At 71.6% G+C, this 26,343-nt stretch carries 24 protein-coding genes; 13 read left to right on the top strand and 11 right to left on the bottom strand.

Translation table 11 applies throughout. The features are described from left to right. Positions 1–3: 3 nt before the first annotated feature. The 6 genes from HDA41_RS02610 to rhaI all read right to left on the bottom strand — a co-directional run bounded on the left by HDA41_RS02610 (position 4) and on the right by rhaI (position 7,721). Positions 4–651, bottom strand: a complete 648-nt coding sequence (locus tag HDA41_RS02610) for a LutC/YkgG family protein (RefSeq protein ID WP_184980257.1) — start codon at positions 649–651, stop codon at positions 4–6. An 11-nt stretch (positions 652–662) separates the two neighbouring features. Next, on the bottom strand, positions 663–2,141 hold the full coding sequence (locus tag HDA41_RS02605; RefSeq protein WP_184980255.1) for a LutB/LldF family L-lactate oxidation iron-sulfur protein: 1,479 nt from the start codon (positions 2,139–2,141) through the stop codon (positions 663–665). Beyond that, positions 2,138–2,893, bottom strand: a complete 756-nt coding sequence (locus HDA41_RS02600) for a (Fe-S)-binding protein (protein ID WP_184980253.1) — start codon at positions 2,891–2,893, stop codon at positions 2,138–2,140. Before HDA41_RS02600 ends, HDA41_RS02605 begins: the two co-directional genes overlap by 4 nt. A 71-nt stretch (positions 2,894–2,964) precedes the next feature. Beyond that, positions 2,965–4,413, bottom strand: coding sequence for a rhamnulokinase (locus HDA41_RS02595; RefSeq protein WP_184980251.1), 1,449 nt, complete (start codon positions 4,411–4,413; stop codon positions 2,965–2,967). Further along, positions 4,410–6,449, bottom strand: coding sequence for a bifunctional aldolase/short-chain dehydrogenase (locus tag HDA41_RS02590; RefSeq protein WP_184980249.1), 2,040 nt, complete (start codon positions 6,447–6,449; stop codon positions 4,410–4,412). The genes HDA41_RS02595 and HDA41_RS02590 overlap by 4 nt, the downstream gene beginning before the upstream one ends. A 111-nt stretch (positions 6,450–6,560) precedes the next feature. Continuing rightward, entirely contained in the window at positions 6,561–7,721 is a 1,161-nt protein-coding gene (gene rhaI / locus HDA41_RS02585) for an L-rhamnose isomerase (protein ID WP_184980247.1), read from the bottom strand. A gap of 262 nt (positions 7,722–7,983) precedes the next feature. On the opposite strand from rhaI, the gene HDA41_RS02580 reads away from it, so the two are divergent. The 10 genes from HDA41_RS02580 to HDA41_RS02535 all read left to right on the top strand — a co-directional run bounded on the left by HDA41_RS02580 (position 7,984) and on the right by HDA41_RS02535 (position 18,643). Next, positions 7,984–9,501 (top strand): sugar ABC transporter ATP-binding protein, encoded by a 1,518-nt coding sequence (locus HDA41_RS02580; protein WP_184980245.1) that lies wholly within the window; start codon positions 7,984–7,986, stop codon positions 9,499–9,501. Beyond that, positions 9,498–10,538, top strand: coding sequence for an ABC transporter permease (locus HDA41_RS02575; RefSeq protein ID WP_184980243.1), 1,041 nt, complete (start codon positions 9,498–9,500; stop codon positions 10,536–10,538). Before HDA41_RS02580 ends, HDA41_RS02575 begins: the two co-directional genes overlap by 4 nt. Continuing rightward, positions 10,531–11,523 (top strand): ABC transporter permease, encoded by a 993-nt coding sequence (locus HDA41_RS02570; RefSeq protein ID WP_184980240.1) that lies wholly within the window; start codon positions 10,531–10,533, stop codon positions 11,521–11,523. The genes HDA41_RS02575 and HDA41_RS02570 overlap by 8 nt, the downstream gene beginning before the upstream one ends. A 30-nt stretch (positions 11,524–11,553) precedes the next feature. Then, positions 11,554–12,639 carry a rhamnose ABC transporter substrate-binding protein gene (rhaS, locus tag HDA41_RS02565; protein ID WP_059414376.1) on the top strand — a complete coding sequence of 362 codons (1,086 nt, stop codon included), beginning with the start codon at positions 11,554–11,556 and terminating at the stop codon, positions 12,637–12,639. A 17-nt stretch (positions 12,640–12,656) separates the two neighbouring features. Further along, positions 12,657–12,977 carry an L-rhamnose mutarotase gene (locus tag HDA41_RS02560; RefSeq protein WP_059414378.1) on the top strand — a complete coding sequence of 107 codons (321 nt, stop codon included), beginning with the start codon at positions 12,657–12,659 and terminating at the stop codon, positions 12,975–12,977. Positions 12,978–12,994: 17 nt separating this feature from the next. Next, positions 12,995–14,419 carry a BNR repeat-containing protein gene (locus HDA41_RS02555; RefSeq protein WP_184980238.1) on the top strand — a complete coding sequence of 475 codons (1,425 nt, stop codon included), beginning with the start codon at positions 12,995–12,997 and terminating at the stop codon, positions 14,417–14,419. 86 nt (positions 14,420–14,505) lie between these two features. After that, the gene (locus tag HDA41_RS02550; RefSeq protein WP_184980236.1) at positions 14,506–15,531 is read left to right on the top strand and encodes a LacI family DNA-binding transcriptional regulator; all 1,026 of its coding nucleotides are present in this window, start codon (positions 14,506–14,508) and stop codon (positions 15,529–15,531) included. 108 nt (positions 15,532–15,639) lie between these two features. Beyond that, positions 15,640–16,941, top strand: a complete 1,302-nt coding sequence (locus HDA41_RS02545) for an alpha/beta fold hydrolase (protein WP_184980234.1) — start codon at positions 15,640–15,642, stop codon at positions 16,939–16,941. A gap of 50 nt (positions 16,942–16,991) precedes the next feature. Next, complete coding sequence (locus tag HDA41_RS02540) at positions 16,992–17,726, top strand: PIG-L deacetylase family protein (protein ID WP_184980232.1); 735 nt, start codon at positions 16,992–16,994, stop codon at positions 17,724–17,726. A 74-nt stretch (positions 17,727–17,800) separates the two neighbouring features. Beyond that, the gene (locus HDA41_RS02535; protein ID WP_184980230.1) at positions 17,801–18,643 is read left to right on the top strand and encodes a pentapeptide repeat-containing protein; all 843 of its coding nucleotides are present in this window, start codon (positions 17,801–17,803) and stop codon (positions 18,641–18,643) included. Here HDA41_RS02535 and HDA41_RS02530 read toward each other — a convergent pair. Next, on the bottom strand, positions 18,605–20,101 hold the full coding sequence (locus HDA41_RS02530; protein ID WP_184980228.1) for a cytochrome P450: 1,497 nt from the start codon (positions 20,099–20,101) through the stop codon (positions 18,605–18,607). The genes HDA41_RS02535 and HDA41_RS02530 overlap by 39 nt on opposite strands. Before the next feature lie 109 nt (positions 20,102–20,210). Here HDA41_RS02530 and HDA41_RS02525 point away from each other — a divergent pair, with 109 nt between their 5' ends. Together HDA41_RS02525 and HDA41_RS02520 are read left to right on the top strand one after the other, a co-directional pair. After that, positions 20,211–20,819: a TetR/AcrR family transcriptional regulator gene (locus HDA41_RS02525; protein WP_184980226.1), complete on the top strand. Its 609-nt coding sequence runs from the start codon at positions 20,211–20,213 to the stop codon at positions 20,817–20,819. An 85-nt stretch (positions 20,820–20,904) separates the two neighbouring features. Then, on the top strand, positions 20,905–21,633 hold the full coding sequence (locus HDA41_RS02520) for a DUF2470 domain-containing protein (RefSeq protein ID WP_184980224.1): 729 nt from the start codon (positions 20,905–20,907) through the stop codon (positions 21,631–21,633). Here the strand turns inward: HDA41_RS02520 and HDA41_RS02515 are convergent. From HDA41_RS02515 to HDA41_RS02505, 3 genes are all read right to left on the bottom strand, one after another. Beyond that, positions 21,601–22,797 carry a lactonase family protein gene (locus HDA41_RS02515; RefSeq protein WP_184980222.1) on the bottom strand — a complete coding sequence of 399 codons (1,197 nt, stop codon included), beginning with the start codon at positions 22,795–22,797 and terminating at the stop codon, positions 21,601–21,603. The two genes, HDA41_RS02520 and HDA41_RS02515, sit on opposite strands and share 33 nt — an antisense overlap. A 118-nt stretch (positions 22,798–22,915) precedes the next feature. Continuing rightward, complete coding sequence (locus HDA41_RS02510) at positions 22,916–24,169, bottom strand: FUSC family protein (RefSeq protein WP_184980220.1); 1,254 nt, start codon at positions 24,167–24,169, stop codon at positions 22,916–22,918. Between the two features lie 85 nt (positions 24,170–24,254). After that, positions 24,255–24,749, bottom strand: a complete 495-nt coding sequence (locus HDA41_RS02505; protein ID WP_184980218.1) for an FBP domain-containing protein — start codon at positions 24,747–24,749, stop codon at positions 24,255–24,257. A gap of 84 nt (positions 24,750–24,833) precedes the next feature. On the opposite strand from HDA41_RS02505, the gene HDA41_RS02500 reads away from it, so the two are divergent. Next, positions 24,834–25,748: a DUF3626 domain-containing protein gene (locus HDA41_RS02500; RefSeq protein WP_230299686.1), complete on the top strand. Its 915-nt coding sequence runs from the start codon at positions 24,834–24,836 to the stop codon at positions 25,746–25,748. Here HDA41_RS02500 and HDA41_RS42200 read toward each other — a convergent pair. Next, positions 25,688–26,332: a PAS domain S-box protein gene (locus HDA41_RS42200; RefSeq protein ID WP_184980216.1), complete on the bottom strand. Its 645-nt coding sequence runs from the start codon at positions 26,330–26,332 to the stop codon at positions 25,688–25,690. The two genes, HDA41_RS02500 and HDA41_RS42200, sit on opposite strands and share 61 nt — an antisense overlap. Between the last annotated feature and the right edge of the window lie 11 nt (positions 26,333–26,343).

The raw sequence follows: 26,343 nt of genomic DNA, 5'->3' as shown, positions 1-26,343 counted from the left end.
GAGTCAGGCGTCTCCCACCAGGATCACCTCCAGCGTGCGCGGGCCGTGCACCCCCTCGACCCGGTCCAGCTCGATGTCACTGGTCGCCGACGGCCCGGAGATCCACGTCAACGGACGTGCCGGGTCGAGGCGTTCGAGCCCCTGCGGCACGGACGACACCACTTGCCCGGGGACGCGCACGACACAGATGTGATGGTCCGGGACGAGGGTGATCCGGCGCCGCCCCTGGTCGGGCGACCCGTCCAGCACGATGGTGCCGGTCTCGGCGATCGCGACCGCACAGGCCGTCACCACGCTGTCCACGCGGTCGAGTTCGTGCGGGGTGCTCTCGGCCCGGTCCGTCACCCGCGTCACCCCGGTCGCCGCCAGCCACCCCTCGTCCAGTCCGGGCGGCACCAGCACCGAAGCCGACCCCCGCTTCTCCAGCAGCCCCGCGACCAGCCCGGCCAGCCCCTCGGCGTCCGTACGGTGTACGACCGCCCGGTAGTCCGCCAGATTCTCGGCGAGCAGCTCGACGGTCTGCTCGACACTCCGGTCCCCGTGCTCACGCGCATAGTCACGCGACACCGCCTGCTCGTACGGCGGGTCGTCCCGCGGTACGTCCGCCAGTGCGCGCCGCACCCGGCCCAGGATCCGCTCCCTGCTGTTCACTCGGCCCCTGTTCACTCGGCCCCGCCCTTCCCGCCACGCGTGCGCTGCCACCAGTCCCGGAACGGCTCGGCGGGCACCGGCGGCAGATCCCGTGACCCGCTCCACGCCTTGCCCGGGCCCGGCAGCGTACGGGGATGGAAGCGCCGGGTCCGGGAGGCGGCGCGCTGGCCGGTGCGCAGCGCGGCCGGGTGCGTGAACGCCCAGCGGGCCGCGCGCATGGCCGCCCGCTCGGCGGCATGCCCCTTCGCGGGCCGCAGCACCACCTTGTTGCCCTCCCGGGTGACCTCCCCGCCCTGCACCACCCGTTCCCGCAGATGCACCAGCACCTCGGGGATGTCGATGGCGACCGGGCACACCTCGTAGCACGCGCCGCACAGCGACGACGCGTACGGCAGCGAGGCGTCGATCTCGCTCTGTGTACCCCGCAGTTGGGGACTGAGGATCGCGCCGATCGGGCCCGGGTACACCGAGCCGTAGGCGTGTCCGCCGGCCCGCTCGTACACCGGGCAGACGTTGAGACACGCCGAGCAGCGGATGCAGCGCAGCGCCTGCCGGCCGACCTCGTCGGCGAGGGTGTCGGTGCGGCCGTTGTCCAGCAGCACCAGATGGAAGGTGCTCGGCCCGTCCCCGTCGGTCGTGCCGGTCCACGTCGACGTGTACGGGTTCATGCGCTCCGCCGTCGACGAGCGGGGGAGGGTCTGGAGGAACACCTCCAGGTCCCGCCACGTGGGCACGATCTTCTCGATGCCGACGACCGAGATCAGCGTCTCGGGCAGGGTCAGGCACATCCGCCCGTTGCCCTCGGACTCCACCACCACCAGGGTGCCCGTCTCGGCGACCATGAAGTTGGCGCCGGAGATGCCGACCTTCGCGCGCAGGAACTTCTCCCGCAGGTGCAGCCGGGCCGCCTCGGCGAGTTCGGCCGGCGTGTCGGTGAGGCCCTCGGGGGCGGGGCGGCCCCATTCGCTCATCTCGCGGGTGAAGATGTCCCGGATCTCGCCCCGGTTGCGGTGGATGGCCGGGACGAGGATGTGCGAGGGCCGGTCCTTGCCCAACTGCACGATCAGCTCGGCGAGATCCGTCTCGTAGGCGCGGATGCCCTCGGCCTCCAGCGCCTCGTTGAGCCCGATCTCCTGCGTGGCCATCGACTTGACCTTGACGACCTCCGACTCGCCGGTCATCTTCACGAGCTGGGTGACGATCTCGTTGGCTTCGGCCGCGTCGGCGGCCCAGTGCACGATGCCGCCCGCGGCCGTGACCGAATCCTCCAACTGCTGCAGATACCGGTCGAGATGGCGCAGCGTGTGGTCCTTGATCCGCTTGCCCGCCTCGCGCAGCTCGGCCCAGTCGGCCACCTCCGTCACGGCCTTTTCCCGCTTGGCGCGGATGGTGTGCGTGGCGTGCCGCAGATTGCCGCGCAGGGTCTCGTTGCCCACGGCCTCCCGCGCGGCCTCAGGAAACGCCGGCATCCCGACGAACGTCCCGCTCATACGGCCGGTTCCTCCTCCGTGCTCGCCAGGATCTCCGCGATGTGCACCGGCCGCATGCCGGTCCGCAGCCGGGCCATCGTCCCGCCGATGTGCATCAGACAGGAGTTGTCGGCCGCGCACAGCACCTCGGCGCCCGTCGACTCGGCGTTGCGCACCTTGTCGGTGCCCATGGCCGCCGAGACGTCGGCGTTCTTCAGCGCGAAGGTGCCGCCGAACCCGCAGCACTCGTCGGCCCCCGGCAGCTCGGCCAGCTCCAGCCCTTTCACGGCCTGGAGCAGCCGCCGCGGCCGGTCGCCGAGACCGAGCCCGCGCAGGCCGTGACAGGTCGGGTGGTAGGTCACCTTGTGCGGGTAGTACGCCCCGACGTCCGTCACGCCCAGCACGTCCACCAGGAACTCCGTGAGCTCGTACGTCTTCGGCACCACCGGCGCCAGCGTGGCCGCGAGGGCGTCCCCGCGCCCCTCGGCCCGGGCCCGCTCGCCCATCCGCGGATACAGCTCCCGCACCATCGCCCCGCACGAGCCGGACGGCGTCACGATCGCCTCGTACTCGCCGAAGACGTCGGAGAAATGCCGGGCGAGCGGTTCGGCCTCGTGCCGGTATCCGGTGTTGTAGTGCGCCTGCCCGCAGCAGGTCTGCGCCATCGGGAAGTCGACGTCGACGCCCAGTCTGGTCAGCAGTTTCACCACGGCGCGCCCGGTGTCCGGATAGAGCGTGTCGTTGACGCAGGTCAGGAACAGGGCGACACGCATCGCGGCTCCTTGTGGTCGGTCATCGGATGAGTGCAGCGTAGTCGGGGGACGAGAGCCGGGGGGAGACCCCGTCAGTCCCCGGCGATCCGGTCCTGCGCGGCGCGCCACCGCTCGGTCCCGCCGCGCGGCTCGTAGCGCGTGAGCGGCTGGGTACGGACGAGGAGCCGCCGCATCCCCGCCAGATCACCGGCCAGACCGTGGGCCCGCGCCTGCACGAGGACGTTCCCCAGGGCGGCCGCCTCCGTCGCCCCCGCCACCACCGGCAGCCCGCAGGCGTCGGCGGTCAGCTGGCACAGCAGCGCGTTGCGCGTGCCGCCGCCCACCACGTGCACCACGTCGACCGGATGCCCGGCGAGCCGCTGCGCGTCCCGGACGGCCTTGCGATGGGCGAGGGCGAGGGAGTCGAGGATGCAGCGCGTCACCTCGGCCGGCGACTCCGGCACGGGCTGCCCCGAGGCCCGGCACGCCTCGGCGATCCGCTCCGGCATGCGCCCCGGCGCGAGGAACGCCGCGTCACCCGCGTCCACGACCGACCGCAGCGCCGGCACCTTGGACGCCTCCAGCAGCAGCGCGCCCAGATCCGGGTCACCCCAGGCCCGCACGCACTCCTGGAGCAGCCACAGCCCCATGATGTTGCGCAGGTAGCGGACCGTGCCGTCCAGCCCCAGCTCGTTGGTGAAGTTGGCCGCCCGGCTCTCCTCGGTCAGCACCGGAGCGTCCAGCTCCAGGCCGGCCAGGGACCAGGTGCCGGTGCAGATGTACGCGAACCGCTCCCGCCCGGCGGGTACGGCGGCCACGGCCGACGCGGTGTCGTGCGACCCGACCGCCGTCACGGGCACGGGACCGGTCAGCCCGGTCTCCTCCAGCACCGCCTCCCGCAGCACACCCGCGGGATCACCGGGCTGCCGCAGCGGCGCGAACAGGCTCAGGTCGACACCCAGCCGCGAGGCGATGTCGTACGACCAGTCGCGGGTCCGGGGATCGATCAGCTGGGTCGTCGAGGCGTTGGTGAGCTCGGTGCCCTGCTCGCCCGTGAGCCAGTACGTCAGCAGGTCGGGGATGAGCAGCAGCCGCTCGGCGGAGGACAGCTGGGCCGAGGACCGGGCGGCCGTCAGCTGGTACAGGGTGTTGAAGGGCGCGTACTGCAATCCGGTCGCCGCGTACAGCTCCTCCGCCGGGACGGTCGCCCACACCTTCTCCGCGACCCCCTCCGTCCGGGAGTCCCGGTAGTGCACGGGATTGCCGAGGAGCGCCCCGTCCGCGTCGAGCAGCCCGTAGTCCACGGCCCAGCTGTCGATCCCGACGGAGTCGACCTGCCCGGCCGCCTTCAGCCCCTCCAGCACTCCCGCGTACAGACCGAGCACGTCCCAGCGCAGCCCCTCGGGCACCCGCACGGGCCGGTTCGGGAAGCGGTGCGCCTCGGTCAGCTCCAGGCTGTCGGGGCCGACGCGGCCGACCATGACGCGCCCGCTGGACGCGCCGAGGTCGACCGCGGCGTACGACTTCACGGCCGCGCTCACCGCAGGAAGGCGGCCGCGACGCCGGCGTCGACCGGGACGTGCAGCCCAGTGGTGTGGGTCAGGTCGCCCCCGGTGAGGGCGAAGACCGCGTTCGCGACATGCTCGGGGAGCACCTCACGCTTGAGGATGGTCCGCTGGGCGTAGAACTCGCCGAGCTTCTCCTCCTCGACCCCGTACACGGCGGCCCGCTGGGCCCCCCACCCGCCGGCGAAGATCCCGGAGCCGCGCACGACACCGTCGGGGTTGACCCCGTTGACCCGGATGCCGTGCTCGCCCAGCTCGGCGGCGAGCAGCCGCACCTGGTGCGCCTGGTCGGCCTTGGTGGCCGAGTAGGCGATGTTGTTGGGCCCGGCGAACACGGCGTTCTTCGACGCGATGTAGACGATGTCGCCGCCCAGCTCCTGCGCGATCATCACCCGCGCCGCTTCCCGAGACACCAGGAATGACCCGCGCGCCATGATGTCGTGCTGGAGGTCCCAGTCCTTGGCCGAGGTCTCCAGCAGCGGCTTGGAGATCGAGATACCGGCGTTGTTGACGACCAGATCGACACCGCCGAAGGCCAGCACGGCCGCCTTGAACGCCTCGGCGATCTGCTCCTCGGACGTCACGTCCACGGTCACGGCGACGGCCTTGTCCGGACCGCCCAGCTCCTCGGCGACCGCGGCCGCGTTCTCCCCGTTCAGATCGGCCACGACGACACAGGCGCCCTCGGCGGCCAGCCGGTGCGCGATCGCCTTCCCGATGCCGCTGCCCGCACCCGTGACCAGCGCGACCCGCGTCGCGAGCGCCTTGGGCTTCGGCATCCGCTGGAGCTTGGCCTCCTCCAGCGCCCAGTACTCGATGCGGAACTTCTCGGACTCCTCGATGGGCGCGTACGTGGACACGGCCTCCGCCCCGCGCATCACATTGATGGCGTTGACGTAGAACTCGCCGGCCACCCGGGCCGTCTGCTTGTCCTTGCCGAAGCTGAACATGCCCACACCCGGGACCAGCACGATCGCCGGGTCGGCGCCGCGCATGGCGGGGGAGCCGGGCTCGGCGTGCCGCTGGTAGTAGGCGGCGTACTCCTCGCGGTACTCCGCGTGCAGCTCCTTCAGCCGGGCGATGGCCTCGTCGAGCGGAGCCGTCGGCGGCAGATCGAGGACCAGCGGCCGCACCTTGGTCCGCAGGAAGTGGTCCGGGCAGGAGGTGCCGAGCGCGGCGAGCCGCGGGTGCTCGGCGCTCGCCAGGAAGTCGAGGACCACCTCGGCGTCGTCGAAGTGCCCGACCTGGGGCCGGTCCTGGGAGGCGAGGGCACGGACGTGCGGCGCGAGCGCGGCGGCCCGCTCCCGGCGCTCCCCGGCGCCCAGCGCGGCGTACCCCTCGATCACCGGCCCGAAGGGCTCGTCCTTGCCGCGCTCGGCGAGGAACTTCTCCGCGGTCCGGATGATGTGCAGCGAGTTCCGCTCGCACTCCTCGGACGTGTCACCCCAGGCGGTGATCCCGTGCCCGCCGAGAATGCACCCGATGGCCTGCGGATTGGCCTTCTTCACGGCGGCGATGTCCAGCCCCAGCTGGAACCCGGGCCGCCGCCAGGGCACCCACACGACACTGTCCCCGAAACACTCGGCGGTCAGCTTCTCCCCGTCGGCGGCACACGCCAGCGCGATACCGGAGTCCGGGTGGAGGTGATCGACGTGGGCGGCCTCGACGAGCCCGTGCATGGCGGTGTCGATGGACGGCGCCGCACCGCCCTTCCCGTGCAGGCAGTAGTCGAACGCGGCGACCATCTCGTCCTCGCGCTCCACGCCCGGATACACGTCGACGAGCGCCCGCATCCGGTCCAGCCGCAGCACGGCGAGCCCGGCCTCCGTGAGCGTGCCGAGGTCACCGCCGGACCCCTTGACCCACATCAGCTCGACATCGCCGCCGGTGACGGGGTCGGTCTCAGTGCCCTTGGCGGAGGCGTTGCCTCCCGCGTAGTTGGTGTTACGGGGATCGGAGCCGAGCCGGTGGGAACGGGCCAGGAGAGCGGCGGCTTCGGGATGGGTTGCCATGGATACGAGTTCCTCTCAAGGGACGGTGGGTGATTCACTCAGGGGCGCGGGGAACTGCGCGACCAACCACATACGGCCCGCACCCCACAGACAACAGATCTCGGCAGACGCTTACGCACCCCACCCCGCCTGCTCCCCACCGACCCGCTCGGCAACGATCTTCTCGCCCCACCCACAGCGCCGGTACGCCGCAATGGGGTCGGGGTCCAACCCCATCTCCTCGCGCACCTCCCGCAGCAACGGCCGCACATCCGTGTTGTACGCATCCATCAGCGCGGCGTTGGCCTCCAGCACATCCCCCGCCCGCTGCGCCGCACCCAGCACGTCACCGTCGACCAGCAACGCCTTCGCCGTGGCCTCCTGCACGTTCATCACCGAACGGATGATCGCCGGGATCTTCGCCTCGATGTTGTGACACTGGTCGAGCATGAAGGCCACCTCGGGGGTGAACCCGCCGCCACGGATCACCTCGTACATGATCCGGAACAGCTGGAACGGATCCGCGGCCCCGACCATCAGGTCGTCATCCGCGTAGAACCGCGAGTTGAAGTCGAACCCCCCGAGCTTGCCCTCCCGCAACAGCGTGGCGACGATGAACTCGATGTTGGTCCCGGGCGCGTGGTGCCCGGTGTCGACGACGACCTGAGCCTTCGGCCCGAGCTTCAGACAGTGGGCGTACGCCGTGCCCCAGTCCGGTACGTCGGTCGAGTAGAAGGCCGGCTCGAAGAACTTGTACTCCAGCAGCATCCGCTGCCCGTCGCCCAGCCGCGCGTAGACCTCCGCGAGCCCCTCGGCGAGCCGGTCCTGCCGGGCTCGGATGTCGTCCTGCCCGGGATAGTTCGTCCCGTCGGCGAACCACAGCTTCAGGTCCGTCGAGCCGGTCGCGTCCATGATGTCGACGCACTCCAGCAGATGATCGACGGCCTTGCGCCGCACCGCGGCGTCCGGGTGGCAGATGCTCCCGAGCTTGTAGTCGTCGTCCTGGAAGGTGTTGGAGTTGATCGCGCCCAGCTTCACACCACGCTGCTCTGCATGCTTCGCCAGCGCCGCGTAGTCGTCGACCTTGTCCCACGGGATGTGCAGGGCGACCGTCGGGGCGACCCCCGTGAACTCGTGCACCTTCGCCGCGTCGTCCAGCTTCTCGTACGGATCACGCGGCACACCCGCTTGCGCGAACACCTTGAAGCGCGTGCCCGAGTTCCCGTACGCCCATGACGGCGTCTCGACTGCCTGGGTCTTGAGAGCGGCCTTCACCGCGGCGAGCTCGGTCACGTCAGGGCTCCTGAGGCATCGGGTCGTGACGACCACTGAATGAAACGATTCAGGACGCGAAGTTATGGGCCCCCCGAAGGGGTGTCAACCCCTTCGGCCGACACGATCACCCGTGATCAGTGCGTGACCTTCTGTCCTCGAAACTTTTTCGACCGGAACCCATTGACGTGACATGCGCGACCCGCCTAACGTCCCGGCAACCCAGTTGAAACCTTTCACGACGCCGAGAGGGCCGTCCCGCCGGCGTCGTCGAGGAGCCCCCATGACCCACCCGTCCACCACGGGTCCGGCCCCGGTTCTGGCACTGAGGGACGTCTCCAAGTCCTTCGGTGCGGTCCGCGCACTGCGGGACGTCTCCCTGGAGCTGTTCCCCGGGGAGGTGCACGCCCTCGCCGGTGAGAACGGTGCGGGCAAGTCCACCCTCATCAAGACGCTCGCCGGGGTGCACCGGCCGGACGCCGGCCAGGTGCTGCTCGACGGTGCGCCCGTCGCCTTCCACGGACCCGGCGACGCCCGCGACGCCGGCATCGCCGTCATCTACCAGGAGCCCACGCTCTTCCCCGACCTGTCGATCGCCGAGAACATCTACATGGGCCGCCAGCCCCGGCGCGCCCTCGGCAGGATCGACCACAAGGCCACGCACAACGCGACCGCCGCCCTCATGGAGCGCCTCGGTGTCGAACTCGACCCCGACCGGCCCGCCCGCGGCCTGTCCATCGCCGACCAGCAGATCGTCGAGATCGCCAAGGCCCTCTCCTTCGACGCCCGCGTGCTGATCATGGACGAGCCGACCGCCGCCCTCACCGGCAGCGAGGTCGCCCGCCTCTTCGGCGTCGTACGCACCCTGCGCGAACAGGGCGCCGCCGTCCTGTTCATCTCCCACCGGCTGGAGGAGATCTTCGAGATCTGCCAGCGGGTCACCACCCTGCGCGACGGAGCCTGGGTCGGCAGCGAGCCGCTGGCGGGCATGACCGAGGACGACCTGGTGCGCCGCATGGTCGGCCGCGACCTCGACGAGCTGTACCCCAAGCAGGACGTGCGGCCGGGCGAGGTCGCCCTGAGCGTGCGCCGCCTGACCCGCGAGGGTGTGTTCACCGACGTCTCCTTCGACGTACGGCACGGCGAGATCGTCGGCCTCGCCGGACTCGTCGGCGCCGGGCGTACGGAGGTCGCCCGGGCCGTGTTCGGCATCGACCGCTGGGACGCCGGCGAGGTCTCCGTCGACGGCAAGCCCCTGGTCAACGGCGCCCCCTCCACCGCGATGGCCGCCGGACTCGCCCTGGTCCCCGAGGACCGGCGCGCCCAGGGCCTGGTGATGGACATGTCCATCGAGCGGAACATCGGGCTCACCGGGCTGCGCACGACCGTGAAGGCGGGCCTGATGGACCGCGGCGCCGAGCGCAGCCGCTCCCTCGACTGGGCCGCCAAGCTCCAGGTCAAGTACGCCCGGATCGCCGACACCGTCAACACCCTCTCGGGCGGCAACCAGCAGAAGGTCGTGCTCGCCAAGTGGCTCGCCACCGGCCCCAGGGTGCTGATCGTCGACGAGCCGACCCGCGGTATCGACGTCGGCACCAAGGCCGAGGTGCACCGGCTGCTGTCCCAGCTCGCCGCCGACGGCGTCGCCGTCCTGATGATCTCCTCCGACCTGCCCGAGATCCTCGGCATGGCCGACCGCGTGCTGGTCATGCACGAGGGCCGCCTCACCGCCGAGATCCCACGCTCCGACGCCACCGAGGAAACCGTGATGGCCGCAGCCACCGGGAGGGCCGCCGCATGACGGTCGTCACTCCCCGAGAAGCCCCCGTGGCCGACGTCCCCAAGTCGAGCGGCACCCGCCTCGTCGACCGCGTCTTCAAGATGCGCGAACTCGCCATCCTCGTCGTCTTCCTGGTGATGATCGCCGTCACCCAGGCCGGCAACAGCCAGTTCCTGTCCGAACAGGGCATCAAGGACCTGCTGCTGAACGCGACGATCCTGGTGCTGGTCGCCACCGGGCAGTCCCTCGTCGTCATCACCCGCAACGTCGACCTGTCCGTCGGATCGACGCTCGGCATCAGCGCCTTCGCCGCCGGTACGTATCTCCAGGGCGGCGGCAACCCGGTCGTGGCGATCGCGCTGGCGGTCCTGCTCGGCATCGGTTTCGGACTGCTCAACGGCCTGCTCGTCAGCCTGGGTCAGGTGCCCGCGCTCGTCGTCACCCTCGGCACGCTCTACATCATCCGCGGCATCGACTCCATCTGGGTCGGCTCCAGCCAGATCACCGCGGCCGATCTGCCGGGCGGTTTCGTCGACTTCGGCTCCGGCGGCATCTCGGCGGTGCCGTACCTCGCACTGATCGCGCTGGCCGTGTTGGTGGCAACGGCCTACTACCTCAAACACTTCGCCAGCGGGCGCGAGCTCTACGCGCTCGGCTCCAACCCCGAGGCCGCCCGCCTCGCCGGCATTCCCGTGCGCAAACGGATCCTCGCCGCCTACACCTTCTGCGGCGCCCTCGCCGGACTCGCCGGCGCGATGTACCTCGCCCGGTTCGGCAACGTCGACTCCGGCACCGGCAACGGCTACGAACTGACCGTCGTCAGCGCGGTCGTGGTAGGCGGCGTGGTCTTCACCGGCGGCTCCGGCAGCGTCTACGGCGCGGCCCTCGGCGCGCTGCTGCTGACCTCCATCAACAGTGTGCTGCCCGCCCTCGGCGTCAGCTCCGTCTGGGTGCTCGCCATCAACGGCATCCTGCTCATCCTCGCCATCGCGGTCGACCGGATCGTCGCGCTGCGCGTGGCCTCCGCCCTGAAGAAGAGGAACGCCCGCCATGGCTGACATCTCCCTGAGCCGAGCGGTCCGCTGGGACACGGTCGTCGGCGCACTCCTCATCGTCGTCCTGCTGTTCTCCTTCGGTTTCGTCGACGGGTTCGGCAACGCGCTCAACCTGTCGTTCCTCATCGGCAACACGCTGCCGATCGCGCTGATCGCGTTGCCGATGACCCTGCTGGTCGTCTCCGGGGAGATCGACCTGTCGGTGGCGTCCACGGCGGGTCTGTCCGGTGCCGTGATGGGCGCCCTGTGGAACCAGGGCATGGCCATCGAGACGATCATCCCGATCTGCCTGCTGCTGGGTGTCGTGTGCGGGCTGATCAACGGCCTGCTGGTGACCAGGCTGGGCCTGCCGTCCCTCGCCGTCACCATCGGCACACTCGCCGCCTACCGGGGCATCGCGCAGATCGTGCTCGGCTCCGACGCGGTGACCGACTTCCCCACCCAGTACCTGGACTTCGCGGCCGGGCGCATCGGCGACACGTTCATCCCGTACGCCTTCCTGCCGTTCCTCGTCCTGCTCGCCATCGCCGTGGTCGCGCTGCACGCCACGCCGTTCGGGCGGTCGCTGTTCGCGATCGGGGCGAGTGAGGAGGCCGCGCGGTTCGCCGGCATCCGGGTCAAGCGGCAGAAGCTGCTCCTGTTCACGGTGACCGGCCTGATGGCCTCGCTCACCGGCATCTTCTGGGCGCTGCACTACGCCAGCGCCCGCTACGACAACGCCACCGGCCTCGAACTGTCCGTCGTGGCCGCCGTACTGCTCGGCGGTATCGACTTCGACGGTGGCAAGGGCACGCTCGGCGGCGCCATCGCCGGGGTGTTCCTGCTGGGGGCGCTGCAGAACGTCATGAGCCTCCAGGACGTCTCCGCGCAGTCCCAGATCGTCGTCACCGGCGTCCTGCTCGTTCTGTCCGTGCTCGGCCCCCGGGTCGTACGGCAGATCTCCACAGCGAGGGCGGGCCGCAGAGCCGCCTCGACTCCCACCTCGTAACCCAGCCCTTCCTCGTAAAGGACCATCGTCATGCGTAAGTCGACCCTCCGCCGCAGCTGCGCGGCGCTCGCCACCGCCACCTCTCTCGCCCTGGCGCTCACCGCCTGCGGTGGCGGCACCACCAAGAAGGACGTGCAGAACGAGGGCGGTTCGGCCGCCGCGGCCGGCAAGGCCGACCCGAACGCCGAGCTGAAGAAGGGGCTGACCGTCGGGTTCCTGCCCAAGCAGGTCAACAACCCCTACTTCACCTCCGCCGACAAGGGCGGCGAGAAGGCCCTGAAGGAGCTGGGGTCCAGCTACAAGGAGGTCGGCCCCTCCAGCGCCACCGACACCTCCGGTCAGGTCTCCTACGTCAACACGCTCACCCAGCAGCAGGTCGACGCGATGGCCGTCTCCGCGCAGGACCCGGGCGCCCTGTGCACCGCGCTCAAGCAGGCCATGAAGAACGGCATCAAGGTCGTCACCTACGACTCCGACACCACGCCCGACTGCCGCAACGCCTTCGTCTCGCAGGCCTCCGCCGAGGACCTCGGCCGTACCGAGGTGCAGCTGCTCGCCAAGCAGATCGGCTACAAGGGCGAGATCGCGATCCTGTCCGCCGCGCAGACCGCGACGAACCAGAACACCTGGATCGACTTCATGAAGGACGAGCTGAAGAAGCCCGAGTACAAGAACATGAAGCTGGTGAAGACCGCGTACGGCAACGACGACGCCCAGCAGTCCTTCCAGCAGACCCAGGGCCTGCTCCAGGAGTACCCGAACCTGAAGGGGATCATCTCCCCGACCACCGTCGGCATCAAGGCCGCCGCCCAGTACCTGTCGGGCTCCAAGTACAAGGGCAAGGTCAAGCTGACCGGCCTCGGCACCCCCAACGACATGCGCAAGTACGTCAAGAACGGCACCGTCGAGGCGTTCGAGCTGTGGGACCCGGCGAAGCTCGGCGAGCTGGCCGCCCGTACCGCCGTCGCCCTGTCCTCCGGGCAGATCACCGGCAAGGAGGGCGAGACCTTCAAGGCCGGCTCCATGGGCGAGTACACCATCGGCAAGGACGGCGTGATCAGCCTCGGCAAGCCGACCGTGTTCGACGCCAAGAACATCGACCAGTTCAACTTCTGATCCCTGGAGGGTTGTTGATGCAGCGCGTGTGTTTCCTTCTGAAGGTCCGGGCGGACCGCCTCGACGAGTACCGCGAGCGGCACGCCGCGGTGTGGCCCGAGATGCTCCAGGCACTCTCGGACACCGGCTGGCACAACTACTCGCTCTTCCTGCGCGAGGACGGACTGCTCGTCGGCTACCTGGAGACCGAGGACTTCGCGGCCGCCCAGGCCGGAATGGAAGCCACCGACGTCAACGCCCGCTGGCAGGCTGAGATGGCGCCGTTCTTCGAGTCGCTGGACGGCGCCCGGCCCGACGAGGCCATGAAACCGCTCACCGAAGTGTTCCACCTCGCCTGAACAATGGAGTTCATGAGATGCGCAGACGTACGTTGCTGGCCGCCGCGTTCGCCGGAGCCGTGGTGACCCCCGCCTTGGCCTCCGGCACCGCGCGGGCCGCCGACCCCGGCCCCTCCGTCACCCGGACCGGCACCGCGACCCTCGACAACCAGGCCATCTTCTTCGTGTCCTACGACGGCCTGGTCAACAACAACGCGTTCCAGAAGAACGGCCTGCTGACCTACAAGGGCTACCAGTACGCCGTCTGGTACACCGCCGACCGCAACGCCGTCGTCGGCCGCCGCCCCCTCGGCGCGAGCACCTGGTCGACTGTGAAGGTCGGGCACACCCTGCGGTACAACGACTCCCACAACGTCATCTCCATGGGCGTCTCCAAGGTCGACGGCCGGCTGCACCTCAACATGGACTCCCACAGCGACGGCTTCACCTACGTCAAGTCGGTCGCCGGGCTGATGGACAACCCCGGCGGGCTGAGCTGGACCGCGAGTCGCTTCGGCGCACCCCAGTCCACCCTGGACGGCCTGGCGCTGACCTCGCAGTTCACCTACCCGCAGTTCATCTCCACGCCGGAGGGCAGGCTCCAGCTCAGCTACCGCGTCGCCGTCTCCGGCAACGGCCGCAACGCGCTCGCCGAGTACGACGGCACGAAGTGGACCAACCTCGGCGAATGGTCCAGCTCCACCGGCACGTACACCAGCGAGCACGGCTCCTCCACCGCCCGCAACATGTACCTGCACGGCATCGACTACGACCGCAGCGGCCGGCTGCACTCCTTCTTCACCTGGCGCGAGCAGAACGGCGCCGTGATGTGCAGCGGCGGCGGCATCACCAACCACGACACCGGCTACGTCTACTCCGACGACCGCGGCCGCACCTGGCGCAACAACGCGGGCACCGTCGTCGGCGTCACCGGCGGCTCCGACAAGGTGTCCGTGAACGACGCCGGGCTGGTCGTCGACCCGCTCAACCCGGACCACTCCCTGATGAACCAGGAGAGCCAGTTCACCGACTCCGCGGGCCGGCCGCACGCGATCATCTCCTACGTCCCCGGCCGCTTCGGGCAGTGCACCACCAACTACGTCAGCGACCGGACGCGGAACGGCCGTGCCTTCCACGTCCGCAGGAACGCCTCCGGCACCTGGCAGAAGACCGAGATCCCGGTCCCGCTGAACTCCAGCCAGCGCACCAAGCTGATTCTGGACAAGTACGACAACGCCTACGCGATCTTCCCCTTCGGGCGGATCGCCGGCGCCTCGGCGGCCTCCGGACACACCGACTGGAGGATCCTGTTCGACGGAAGCGGCCTCAACGCCTTCGGCGAGGTCGTCATCGACGAGGCACGCGTCGCGCAGGACGGGGTGCTGTCCTTCATGTACCAGGAGAAGTCCAGCGGTACGACGCCCTCGGCGCTGCGCGTGATCGACTTCCGCCTGCCCGCCTGACCGGAGCCGGTGGCCGGGGCGGCATGCCGGTAATGTGAAGCCGCTCCGGCCGCCGCCCCCTCATCTCACCAGGAGGTCCCCGCCCGATGGCCCAGTCGGTGGGTATCAAGGACGTCGCCCGCGCCGCCGGAGTCTCCGTCGGCACGGTGTCGAACGTGATCAACCGCCCGGACACGGTCGCCACCGAGACCCGGGCCCGCGTGCTGTCCGCGATAGACCGGCTCGGCTACGTCCGCAGCGAGTCCGCGCGCCAGCTGCGCGCGGGCCGCAGCCGCATCATGGGGCTGCTCGTCCTCGACATGGGCAACCCCTTCTTCGTCGACGTGGCCCGCGGCGCCGAACGCGCCGCACGCCAGGCCGGACTCGGCGTGATGGTCTGCAACAGCGCACAGAACCCGGGCGAGGAGGCCGAGTACCTGTCGCTCTTCGCCGAGCAGCGCGTGCGCGGCGTGCTGCTCACCCCGGCCGACGCCACGGGCCGCAACATCGAGGCGTTCCGCCGGCACGGCATCCCGTTCGTCCTGGTCGACCGGGTCGCCGAGGGCACCACCGAGTGCTCGGTCTCCGTCGACGACGTCGCGGGCGGCGCCCTGGCCGTGCGCCACCTCGTCGACGCCGGGCACCGCTCCATCGCCTACGTCAGCGGCCCGCCCGGCCTCAACCAGGTCCGCGACCGGCGCACCGGCGCCCTCGAAGCGCTCGCCGAGGCCGGGCTCGGCCCCGGCGCGCTGCGCGAGCTGCCCACCGAACGGCTGGACGTCGCCGCGGGCCGCGACGCCGGCGCCCGCCTGCTCGGCCTCGCCGACCGGCCGACCGCCGTGTTCTGCGCCAACGACCTGCTGGCGCTCGGTGTCCTGCAGGCCATGTACGCGGCCGGCGTCGACGTCCCGGACGACCTCGCCATCGTCGGCTACGACGACATCGAGTTCGCGGCGGCCGCCGCCGTCCCGCTCACCTCGGTGCGGCAGCCCGCCGTCACCATGGGCGCCATGGCGGCCGACCTGCTCCTGGAGGAGACGGAGGAAGAGGGCCCGGCCCGGCCGCACGAGCACCGGCGGGTCGTGCTCCAGCCCGAGCTGGTGGTCCGCCGCTCCAGTCTGTCCGCCCGCTGAACCTGAACCGTCGTTCAGGAAGGTTTCATGATCCGAAGGGGCCACCCGCGGACGTCCTCTGTGATGAACTGGGACGCGGTCCGAAATCCGTCCGTCCCGGGAGCCCTCTTGACCCTCAGCTACCGCCAGCCCGGAGTCGTCCTCACCGACCGCCGCTTCACCGTCCCCCTCGACCACGACCACCCCGGGGGCGAGACGATCGAGCTGTACGCCCGCGAGGTCGTCGCGAGCGACAAGGCGCACCAGGACCTGCCGTGGCTGCTCTACCTGCAGGGCGGGCCCGGGTTCGGCGCGGACCGCTCCGTCGGCAGGCCCGGCTGGCTCGGCCGCGCGCTGAAGGAGTACCGCGTCCTCCTCCTCGACCAGCGCGGCACCGGCCACAGCACGCCCGCCAACCGGCAGACGCTCCCGCTGCGCGGCGGTCCCGCCGAACAGGCCGACTACCTCACCCGGTTCCGCGCCGACTCGATCGTCCGCGACTGCGAGGCCATCCGCGCGCAGGTCACCGGCGGCGCCCCCTGGACCGTCCTCGGTCAGAGCTTCGGCGGCTTCTGCGCCACCAGCTACCTCTCCCTCGCCCCCGAGGGCCTGGCCACCGCCGTCATCACCGGCGGACTGCCCTCCCTGGACGCCCACGCGGACGACATCTACCGGGCCGCCTTCCCGCGCGTCGAACGCAAGGTCACCGCCCACTACGCCCGCTACCCGCAGGACGCCGAGCGCGCCCGCCGGATCGCCGACCACCTCCTGAACCACGACGTGGTCCTGCCGAACGGCTACCGGCTCACCGTCGAGGCCTTCCAGTCCCTCGGCATCGTCCTCGGCACCGGCGACGGCACCCACCGCCTCCACTACCTCCTCGAAGACGCCTTCGTCCGCACGCCGCAGGGCACCACGCTCTCCGACGCCTTCCTGGAGCAGGTGCAGGGCATGCTGTCCTACGCCCGCCACCCGCTGTACGCCCTGATCCACGAGTCGATCTACGGCAAGGACGCCCGGCCCACCGCATGGTCGGCCGAGCGGGTCCGCGCCGAGTTCCCGCAGTTCGACGCCGCGAAGGCGCTCGCGGGCGACGAACCGCTGCTGTTCACCGGCGAGTCGATCCACCCCTGGACGTTCGACTGCGACCCGGCGCTGCGCCCCCTGCGCGAGACCGCCGACCTGCTCGCCGCCCGCACCGACTGGACCCCCCTGTACGACCCGGCGCGCCTCGCCGCGAACGACGTACCGGTCGTCGCCGCCGTCTACCACGACGACATGTACGTCGACACGGCCCACTCCCTGCGGACCGCCCGCACGATTCGCGGCCTGCGCACCTGGGTCACGGACGAGTTCGAGCACGACGGCGTACGCACCGGCGGCCAGCGGGTCCTCGACCGGCTGCTGGCGCTGGCACGCAACGAGGCGTGATGCCGTGCCGGACGCGTCGTGATGCCGGTGGCGCGGATTAGTCTGCGGGCATGACGACCACTCAACTCCAGCCCATGCCCGGCGACTGGCGGCGTGCCCTCGCGGTCGTGGCCCACCCCGACGACCTGGAGTACGGCTGTTCGGCGGCGATCGCGGCCTGGATCGACGAGGGCCGCGAGGTCGCTTATGTGCTGGCGACCCGGGGCGAGGCGGGCATCGACACACTGGAGCCCGAGCGGTGCGGGCCGCTGCGGGAGCGGGAGCAGCGGGCGAGCGCGGCCGTGGTCGGCGTGTCGGTCGTGGAGTTCCTCGACCACAGGGACGGCGTCATCGAGTACGGCACCGCCCTGCGCCGCGACATCGCCGCCGCGATCCGCCGGCACCGGCCCGAGCTGGTCATCACGCTCAACCACCGGGACACCTGGGGCGGTGTCGCCTGGAACACCCCGGACCACGTGGCCGTCGGCCGGGCCACGCTCGACGCGGCCGGCGACGCCGGCAACCGGTGGATCTTCCCGGAGCTCACCGAGCAGGGCCTTCAGCCGTGGGACGGCGTGCGCTGGGTCGCCGTCGCCGGTTCCAGCACCCCCACGCACGCGGTCGAGGCGACGCCCGGCATGGAACGCGCGGTGCGCTCACTGCTGGAACACCGCACCTACATCGAGGCCTTGACCGACCAGGACCCCGAGGCATACGTCCGCGGCTTCCTCACCCAGCACGCCGAGGCCACGGGGGAGCGGTTCGGGGGCAGGCCGGCGGTGGCGTTCGAACTGTTCGGCAGATGACGTGAGGACGCCGACGACGGCGCCGCTGCCTGTTCGGCCGCCACCTCTGACTCATCGGTGAGTTTTCGTTTCGTATGCTGAACGGCATGCGAGATCACAAGGCCGCACAGGCGGAACTGCGCGGTGACTGCGAGCGGTGCTTCGGACTGTGCTGCGTCGCCCTGCCCTTCGCCGCCTCGGCCGACTTCGCGGTCGACAAGGACGCCGGCACTCCCTGCCGCAATCTTCAGAGCGACCACCGCTGCGGCATCCACGCCCGGCTGCGGCAGAAGGGGTTCACCGGCTGCACGGTCTACGACTGCTTCGGCGCCGGGCAGCAGGTCTCGCAGATCACCTTCGGCGGCCGGGACTGGAGGTCCGGGCCGCCGGAGCACGCCCGTCGCATGTTCGACGTCTTTCCGGTCGTGCGGCAGCTGCACGAGCTGCTGTGGTACCTGACCGAGGCGCTCGCCCTGCCCGCGGCCCGTCCCGTCCACGCCGATCTGCGCAAGGCCCTGGAGAGGACCGAGGAGCTGACCGGGCTGACACCCGAGGAGCTCGCCGGGCTGGACGTGGCGGCGCACCGCCAGGAGGTCAACGTCCTGCTGCTGAGGACGAGCGAGCTGGCCAGGGCCGGCACCAAGGGCCGTAAGAAGAACCGCCGGGGCGCGGACCTCATGGGCGCCCGCCTCAAGGGCGCCGACCTGCGCGGCGCCAACCTCCGCGGCGCGTACCTCATCGCCGCCGACCTCACGGGCGCGGACCTGCGGGGCGCGGACCTGATCGGTGCCGACCTGCGCGACGCGGACCTCACGGACGCCGACCTGACCGGGGCGTTCTTCCTCACCCAGCCGCAGCTGAACGCGGCCCGGGGGAGTGCCGGGACCCGGCTGCCCGCGTCAGTCACCCGCCCCGGGCACTGGACGGCGCAGGCCTGAGGCGGGTTCCCGCACCGGGCTCCGGCGCTTCGGGCGCAGCCGCAGCCCCTGCGGCATCAGCGTCAGCCGTTCCGCCACCCGCAGCCGGTACGCCGGGTCGGGGCGCAGCTCGTAGCGCCGCAGCAGCAGGCCGAGCACCAACGTCGCCTCGTGCAGGGCGAACTGGCGCCCGATGCAGGCCCGCGCCCCGGTCCCGAACGGCTTGAAGGTGTGCGGGGCCCGGGACCGTACAGCCTGGGCCTCGAAGCGGTCCGGGTCGAACCGCTCGGCGTCCGCGCCCCACGCCTCGGGGTCCCGATGCAGCATCGGCGTCAGCACCAGCGCCCACGCCCCGCGCCGCATGGGGTGCTCCCCGGCCAGCACCGTGTCCTCCCGGGCCTCCCGGGCGAAGGCCGGCGCGGTGGGCCACAGCCGCAGCGACTCGTCCAGTACCCGGCGGACGTAGCGCAGCCTGGCCACCTGCTCGTAGGCCGGTTCCGCCGCGGCGCCCCAGACGCGGTCCACCTCGGCGCGGGCCCGGGCCGCGACCTCGGGGTGACGGGAGAGGTAGTGCAGCGCGAAGGAGAGCGCGCCCGAGGTCGTCTCGTGGCCCGCGACGAGGAAGGTGATCACCTGACGGCGGATGTTCTCCGGCGCCAGCCGCTCCCCGGTCCGGGGGTGGGCCGTCTGAAGCATCCGGTCGAGCAGGTCCCCGTCCCCGCGGCCGGAGGCGCGCCGGGCGCGGACCAGCTCGTCGACCGTGCGGTTGAGGCGGTCGATGTCGGCGGCGTTGCGGCGGCTCGCCCTGCGCAACAGCAGCGGAGCCAGCGGGAAGGGCACCGTGTTGAGCCGCTGCGCGTACGTCAGCGTGCCGACCATGGCGGTCACGAAGGGATGCGGCCGGGAGCGTTCGAACGACCCGAAGTCGTGGCCGAAGCCGGTGCGCGCGATCGTCTCCAGCGTCAGCTTGGTCATGTCGCCGGGGACGTCGACCGCCCGGCCCGTCGCCGCCGCGCGGTCCCAGTGCTCCGTCAGCTGCCGTGCGACGGCCAGCATCATCGGGTGGTAACCGGCCATGGCCTCGCGGCTGAACCCCGGGGCGAGCACGTCGTGCGCCAGCTGCCAGTTGGGCTCGTGGTTGTACGCCGTGAACAGGCCGTCCCCGGCCACCGGCCGCAGGTTCGCTATGCCCAGCCCCACGTGCTTGGCGAACCGCGACTCGTCCGCGAGGTCGGCCGTGTGCCGGGCGCCCCACACGAACACGAACTCCTTGCCGAAGGCCTTCTGACGGAAGACCGGCCCCAGCCGGCGGGCGTAGCGCAGCGTGTCCTGGAGGGGAGTGTGCCGGTTCATGCCCACCACGTCACCGAGCAGCGGGATCCGGTGCGGCGGATGCGGAATGCGGTCCAGCTCCGGCCAGCCCAGCTCGGCGCTCCGGAACCCCTTGGGCAGCCCGTCCCGTACCGGCGCCTTCGTCATGACGCGATCTCCCTTGAGCCAGCGGCGGGTTCGCACGTGTTGTATGTGGGTTCAATAGCGCGGTTCAGTCTTGCCCCGTTGTTGAACCGGCGTCAAGTACAGTGCGGGCATGGCCGTGAACCAGGGCGGGCGCACGCGCCGCCGGCTCAGCTCCGAGGAGCGCCGGGAGCAGCTGCTGGCCGTCGGCGCGCGGCTGTTCTCGGAGAGTCCGTACGACGACGTGTGGATCGAGCAGGTCGCCGAGATCGCCGGGGTGTCGCGCGGGCTGCTGTACCACTACTTTCCGACCAAGCGGGACTTCTTCGCGGCGGTCGTCGCGCGCGAGAGCGAGCGGATGCTGCGCATGACGGCGGCGGTGCCCGGCGTCCCGGTGCGCGAGCAGCTCGCGGGCGGCCTCGACACGTTCCTGGAGTACGTCCAGGCCCACGCCCACGGCTACCGCGCCTTCCACCGCGCCGACGCGGCGGGGGACCAGGCGGTGCGGCGGGTCTATCAGCGGGCCCTGGCCGCGCAGGAGCGGCAGATCCTCGCCGCGCTCGCCGAGGATCCCGAGTTCGGCCCGGCCTGTGAGGGGCGGCCGGAGGCGCGGCTCGCCGTGCGCGGCTGGCTGGCGTTCACCACGTCCGTCTGTCTGGAGTGGCTGCGCGGCACGGAGTTGAGCCGGGATCAGGTGCGTGAGCTGTGCGCTCGCGCCCTGCTGGGCGTCCTCACTCCCTGAAAGCCCTCGTAAAGATCACGTGACGTGGTTGGCTCACGCTCCGATCTTCGGTAGGTTAGGCAAGGCTTACCTAAGGAGGTCTGGGATGGGTGACGGCAGCCACAGCTGGACGGCGACCCCTGCCGCGGCGGAGCGGGCGCGCTCGGTGCTCGCCGCCGCGTGGTCCTGCTCGGTGACCGCGGAGGGCGCGCGGGAGGAGCTGGTCGGCGCGCACACGGTGACCGAGGACGGCCGGGTGCTGGTGGACGTGCCCGGGGACAGCGCCCTGCTCGCGGCCGCGATCTGCGCGCCCCGCGGCGAGCCGTCCGCGGTGCTGGAGTTCGCCGACGTGGCCCCCGTCCCGGTGCGCGACCGGATCCGCGCCCGGCTGTGGCTCGCGGGCTGGTTCAGCGTCGAGGAGGGCCGGCTGGCCTTCCGGGCCACGCGCGTGGTGCTGCGGCAACCGTCCGGGGCCGTGGTCGTCGACCTCGACGACTTCGCCGCCGCGACGCCCGACCCGCTCACCACGGCCGAGGCCCGGCTGCTCACGCATCTCGCCGACTGCCACGCGGACGCGGTCGAGCGCCTCACCCGCCTCGTCGGCTCCGACAGCCTGCACGGCGCGGTCCGCGTCCAGCCCCTCGCCGTCGACCGGCACGGACTGACCCTGCGGATCGAACGCGCCCGCGCCCACGGCGACGTACGACTGGCGTTCCACACACCCGCCGACGACGTCGCGCAGCTCACCGAGCGCATGCACGTCCTGCTCAGCCAGGCGACCGCCGCGTCCTGCCCGCGGGCCCTACAGTGGCAGCGCACAGACGGCGACAGGTGACGGAAACGGCTCACCGGCGCGCCGCAGCGCGCCGCTCGCCTCGTCCACGCGAAAGACGGTCACCGTGCCGGACTTCTGGTTCGCCGCGAACAGCAGTGTGCCCTCCGGCGAGAAGGCGATCTGGCGCGGGAAGTCCCCGCCGACCGGCACGGTGTCCAGCAGCCTGAGCCGGGCACCGTCCGTCTCGACGGCGTAGCGCGTGAGGCTGTTGTCGCCGCGGTTGGCGAGAAAGGCGTGCCGGCCGTTCGCGGTCACCAGGATCTGCGCCGGGTAGTTGGTGCCCGGACCGGTGCCGGTGGACTGCGGCTCACCCACCGTGACGCGGCCGGAGGCGGGGTCGTACGAGCAGACCGCCACCGTGTTGTCGACCTCGTTGGCGAGGTAGGCGTACCGGCCGCCGGGGTGGAACGTCAGGTGGCGCGGGCCCGCGCCCGGCCGGGTGTGCGCCTGCGCGACCTCGGTGAGCGTGCCGGCCTTCTCGTCGAGCCGGTACGTGTAGACGGTGTCCGTGCCCAGGTCCACGGCGAGGACGTGTCCGCCGTCGGGGCTGGTGATGATCTGGTGGGCGTGCGGACCCTCCTGGCCGGGCCCCGGCGCCGGACGGGAGTGCCGGACGAGGTCGCTCCGCTCGCCGAGGGCGCCCGAGGCGTCGATCGGATGCACCGCAACGCTGCCCGAGCCGTAGTCCGCGCTGAGCAGCCAGCGCCCGCCCGGATGCACCGACAGATGGCAGGGGCCCGAGCCGCCGGTGCTCCGGCTGCCCAGGACCTTCCGGTCGGACAGCCGGACGGCCGTCACGGCGCCGTCCTCGCGCTCGTTCACCGCGTACAGCGTGTGGCGGTCCGGGTGGATCGCGAGGTACGACGGGTCTCCCACGTCGGTGAGCGTGCCGGTGCCGGTGATCCGGCCCGTCGCCGCGTCGTACGTGGCCAGGCCGATGCCCTTGCCGCCGCCCTCGACCGAGGTGTAGGTGCCGAGGTACAGCGGGCGCGGGCCGGACGGCCTTTGGGCCTCGCGGGTCGGGCTCCCGCTCGGCTCGGGGGCCGCCGGACTCGTCGGTGCCGCGGGCGCGGGCGCGTCGTCACAGGCGGGCAGTGCCGCCGCGGCGGCCCCTGACGTCAGTGCGCCGACGAACCGGCGCCTGCTCCAGCCACCACTGCCCATGTCGCCCCTCAGATCGTCACTCGTCCGTCGCGACAGCCACCTTGACGTGGATCACCGTCCGGGTGCAACAGCAGCACCTGGCGTTGCGTCGGGCGCAACCCGCTCCCCGGGTGGTCGCTCAGCGGTAACGCCCGCCGACCCCCGTACGGTTCCGCCACATCTGCTCCTGGACGCCCAGGCGCTCACGCAGCCGGGTCAGGCGCGGCATCCGCACGCGCTGCTCCCGCGACACGCGGTCCAGTTCCTCGAACAGGCGCCGGGTGCGGTGCTCGGTGTCGAGCTCGTCGAGGATCCGGTTGACCTCCGTCAGGACGGCGCCGAGCAACTGCCAGTTCCGCGCCTCGCGCTCGGCCTCCTTGCGCAGCAGCAGGGCCAGCTTGTCGCGGGTGCCCGCCGCGGTGCGCAGCTCCGCGGCGAGACGTTCCTCCGCCGACTCGGCGCTCGCGCTCAGATGGGTGGTCACCAGCACCGCGAAACTCACCACCGCGTCGGCGATCTCCGACAGCAGCTGCTCCAGCGCGGCGCCCGTCTCGGCCTCGAACAGCGGCTCCGGCTCACGCTCCTTCGCCAGGTCGGTGAGGGAGCGCGCGAGCACGCGCAGCACCACCGTGCAGATCTCCAGCGTGTCCAGGCCGGTGCGCAGCACCACCCGGTGCAGCAGGCCCTCCCGCACGCGCGGGTTGAGCCGCAGGCTGTCCTCCGCCTGCCGGAGCGCCGCGTCCACCTCGACGATGTCGTGGTCCAGGCGCCGCGCCTCGTGCAGCCGCTCCGCCGCGCGGTCCGCGGGCGTACGGCCGGCGGCCTCCTCGCCCATGCGCAGCATCAGCTGCCGCAGCCGGCGCGCCAGGCCCTCGATCGACGCGCCCGCCTCCTCCACCCACACCGGCGGAGCCAGCAGCAGATTGCAGCCGAGCCCGACGACCGCGCCGATCAGCGTCTCCACCACCCGGGCCCAGGCCGTGTCCCCGTGGGTGGTGACCCCGAGCACCAGCATCGCGCTGATCGCCACCTCGGGTACGTACTCCTCGACGCGGACCAGCCGTCCCACGACCAGCGAGGCCACGAGGAGCAGCGCCAGGCTCCACCAGGTCAGGCCCACCAGAAGGCTGAACGCGATGGCGACGAGAACGCCGGTCACCACGGCGTTCACCCGCCGGAAGCCGTTGGTGAGCGTGGCGTACAGGGTCACCTGGACGACCAGCAGGGCCGTCAGGGGAGCGGTGAGCGGTGCCGCTTCGGGACTCAGCCGCAGCGCGATGACGTAGGCGATCGTCGCCGCGAACGCGGACCGCACCGTCTGGACGACCACGGGGTCCCGGCGCTTGCGCACGATCCGCCTGGCGTGCGCCGTCCACTCACGTACCTCTCGCATCCTCAGGCTGTTCCCCTTCCCCTGGCTGTCGAACGCATCCATGAAGGACGTTAATGCCGGGGGAAACCACGGGCGACCGAGGGCCTCAGGCGTACACCTTGTCGAGGAAGGCGGTCAGATGCCCCATGGTCCGCTCGATCTGCTCCTCCAGGGTGAGGCTCTCCTCGAAGCGGGGACCGCTCTCCGGCACCTTCTTCCCGCGCAGGTACAGCGAGCAGGCGAGGTCGGTGCACATGTAGGCCCCGACGGAGTTCCCCTCACGTCCGGCCGCTCCCGTCTTCCGCGCGGTCATCAGCGACACACCGCCCCTGGGGTGCGTGGTCAGGCACAGCGAACACATGCTGCGATGCAGAAACCCCCGCTGCGCGGCCTGGAACCGCATCGCCACCCCGACGAGCCGCCCTTCGCGCTCGGCGACCAGATAACTGCGATCGGGCGCCCCCGGATCGCGCCACCCGAGAAAGTCGAGATCGTCCCAGGGCCGCTCGGCGAGGTCCCGGGGGACGGCCAGGCGCTTGGCCTCTCCCTTGGAGCAGTTGATAAACGAGTTGCGGATGTCCTGTTCGGTGAGTGATCTCATGGGAGGGCTCCTGGTCGTCGTCGGCGAAACCTAGGGGTCCTAGGTTTCGGGGTCAGGTTAGAAGCACCGACGAAGGGGGAGCCAGTGGATTTTCCGGAGGCCACGTCGGCTCGGGCGCGGGCGGCGCTGCGCCATGTGGCGGGCAGTTCGTCGGGGCCCGCCGTCGATCCCGAGGTGCGGATCACGCTGAACTTCCACCCGGACCGGCAGGCGGGCGACGTGCCCGTGCTCGTGGCGCTCGCCCGGGACGGCGCCTACCACTCACAGTTCGTCACCGGCACCAGCAACGGCGGTCTCACGGCTCGCCCCGGCGGCGACCGGTGGCGCTGGGAGAGCCGGATCTTCGGCGGGGCCTACGACGAAGCGGCCGCGCACGAGCGGCCCGTGTACGGCGCCCTGAACTTCCGCCGGCAGGTGGTCGGCGCGGCGCCGCGCTTCGGCTCCTCGCACTTCCGGCTGCGCGCCGGCGTCCTGGCCCGCGCCACGTTCTGCTACCCCGACAGCGCCGCCGAGCCGGCCGACTTCGGCGTGGCGGCCGGCATGTCGCTCATCGCGCTGGCCGAGGCGGACGAACAGGACGCCCTCAACGACTACATCGAGGCGCACGTGCACGGAGGCGTCGACCTCGCCCGGGACGTGGAGGCGCTGGTGCTGGACGCCTGCTACCGCGGCACACCGGTGGAGGTCGCGGCCCGGCACCTGCCCTGCCCGGTCGAGTGGCACCCCGGCTACCGGCTCGGCGTGGCCGGGTTACGGCGCCACGCGGACTACCGCGGCCGGGAGTACGTGGAACTGGGCGCGCGGATCGCCCGGGACGGCCTCGTCGACCCGCGGGCCATCGGCGACGCCGCCCGGACGGGGCGGTACGAACTGCAGGACCTGAAGATGGTGTGGCACACCCTCGCCCGCTTCGGCGCGCCGGAGGGAGCGGGCACGGCCTACTCCGCGGCCGGGGCCTCCGGCGGCCAGACCCCCGGGGCGAGCACCCCCAGCGCATAGGCGCGGGCCACCAGTTCGGTGCGGTTGGTGGCCTGCCAGCGGGAGGACAGACGGCGCAGGTGGTAGGTGACGCCGTCGGTGGTGAGGCCGGTCTCGCGGGCTGCCCGGGCCGTGGTGGCACCGGCGGCCAGCAGGGCCAGGATGCGGGCCTCCATGGAGGTCACCCGGGCCTGTTCGGCGTGCGGGGCGGGGGAGGGGGCGCGTTCGCCGTCCACGCGCAGCATCACCAGCAGCGCCGGCGTCTCCTCGACCGTGTCGCTCACCGGGTCCGCCGTCAGCTCCCCGTACCGCTCCGCGCCGCCCGGTGCCCGCCAGCGCACCGACACCTGGTAGCGCGAGCGGTGCCGCAGCCGCAGGGCCTGGGCGATGCGCTCCACCTGCGTGGCCTCCCGCGGGCTGAACAGGTCCAGCACGTCACGGCCGCGCAGCCGCCCCGGTGTCGTACCGCACTCCGCGGCCATCGCCGGATTGGCGAGCAGCACCGCGCCGTACACGTCGCACACCGCGACCGGCATCGCCACCCGGTCGAAGAGGAGCAGGGTGCGGTTGCGCCATGTCACTGCCTCCTGCCGGGCCTGGTCCACGAGCGTCTCCT

The sequence above is a fragment of the Streptomyces caelestis genome, from assembly GCF_014205255.1.
In the GTDB taxonomy this organism is placed as follows: domain Bacteria; phylum Actinomycetota; class Actinomycetes; order Streptomycetales; family Streptomycetaceae; genus Streptomyces; species Streptomyces caelestis.
The sequence above is the reverse complement of the archived record's forward strand: the minus strand, read 5'-3'. Positions and strand labels throughout refer to the sequence as shown.